The 1342-nt window shown below is 57.4% G+C and carries 1 protein-coding gene, 3 tRNA genes and 1 pseudogene; 4 read left to right on the top strand and 1 reads right to left on the bottom strand.

Annotated features, from left to right (window positions below; all coding sequences use genetic code 11):
* Window positions 1-77: 77 nt before the first annotated feature.
* Window positions 78-220: pseudogene (locus tag DIE11_RS37340) on the bottom strand (transposase); the annotation flags it as partial.
* Between the two features lie 668 nt (window positions 221-888).
* Here DIE11_RS37340 and DIE11_RS35940 point away from each other — a divergent pair.
* From DIE11_RS35940 to DIE11_RS35925, 4 genes are all read left to right on the top strand, one after another.
* Window positions 889-974 (top strand) — tRNA-Tyr (locus tag DIE11_RS35940).
* A gap of 43 nt (window positions 975-1017) precedes the next feature.
* A tRNA-Gly gene (locus DIE11_RS35935) sits at window positions 1018-1091 on the top strand.
* A gap of 25 nt (window positions 1092-1116) precedes the next feature.
* Window positions 1117-1191 (top strand) — tRNA-Thr (locus tag DIE11_RS35930).
* Between the two features lie 65 nt (window positions 1192-1256).
* Window positions 1257-1342 (top strand): GTP-binding protein (locus DIE11_RS35925; protein WP_039555751.1); only part of this gene is annotated, 86 nt, incomplete at its 3' end.

Raw genomic sequence — 1342 nt, 5'->3', positions numbered from 1 at the left:
CCTGACGCCGGATATATGTACGCAATCGACTTCCGTGTCCGTCAACTTCCGTTTGCTATTGGGAGCAGTCCATATATGTAAAACATTGCGTCGCTAATCCCCATCTTGCGGTGGCCTCCGCGACCGGCGTGCCCAGCTCGGCCTGCTTCAACGCATAGGCGATCTGCTCTTCGGTGAACTTGCTCTTCTTCGCGGCATGACCTCCAGGTCCCGATGACATCGTCATGCCGGAATTTTCCACTTCTAAGTGGGGCCATATTGTGGGCTAGGGTCAAAGCTCAACCTGCTTCGGCGTCATGCTGCCGCTCATACGCGACGATCTGCTCCCGCACCCCTGGCTGCCACGTCGACTGCGCGTCACCGTCGCGGCGAACGTGCAGCGGTGCAGCCCGCATTGCATCGGGCCTTCGTGCAAGCTTATCAACGTGAGCGTCAGGTCAAGCTATCGCAGCGGAGGAGGCGAACGGCGGCGCTATATCCGGAATCCGGTGTCGGTGTCCCCGAGGCCCCTGCGGACAACGCGGCAGCCCCGGGCCGGGCGATATGCTGACGTCACCGTCAATCGGCTTCAGCTGGTCCGGAAGTTTGCCGGATGCCCCCGCAATTCCCGTCGGCATGGAAATTGCAAATTTTTTGCATCTACCCGCTTGGCATTATCCGCGGGAGGTCGTATCATGGCGGTCTTTCGTTTTTAGCGAAGATGCAAATCGACGCTGAAGACGGAGTCTGACGAAGATGTGGCGCCGATCGGCCTCCTCTCGTGCTTGCCTCAGCCGGGTGAGCGTGAGTGTCGGGTGGGTCGGCAAGTGCTCTGGAAGAGAATGAAAATAATCTTTCAGATGTGCTTGACAAGAGTGCGATGCACCCCCATAATCGTCAGTTCTCTACGGAGGGGTGCCCGAGTGGCTAAAGGGGGCAGACTGTAAATCTGTTGGCTTACGCCTACGTTGGTTCGAATCCAACCTCCTCCACCAGAACATCAACGCAAAGAGCGGTAGGGAATCGTTAGTGGCCCGTGCGGGTGTAGCTCAATGGTAGAGCAGAAGCCTTCCAAGCTTACGACGAGGGTTCGATTCCCTTCACCCGCTCCAGTCCGTGTAGTTGAAGCGCAATAGCGCCCATGTGGCTCAGTGGTAGAGCACTCCCTTGGTAAGGGAGAGGTCGGCAGTTCGATCCTGCCCATGGGCACCAGCAGTACAAAGTCAGTGTCTGTTTGCGCGCGGCGCAACATGTGAAATTCCTTTTGGGAGTTGAAAATGGCCAAGGAAAAGTTTGAGCGGACCAAGCCGCACGTCAACGTTGGTACGATTGGTCACGTTGACCACGGCAAGACGACGCTGAC

This window comes from Burkholderia sp. Bp9012 (assembly GCF_003853825.1).
Classification (GTDB): Bacteria; Pseudomonadota; Gammaproteobacteria; order Burkholderiales; family Burkholderiaceae; genus Burkholderia; species Burkholderia diffusa.
This window is presented reverse-complemented; position numbering and strand designations above follow the sequence as displayed.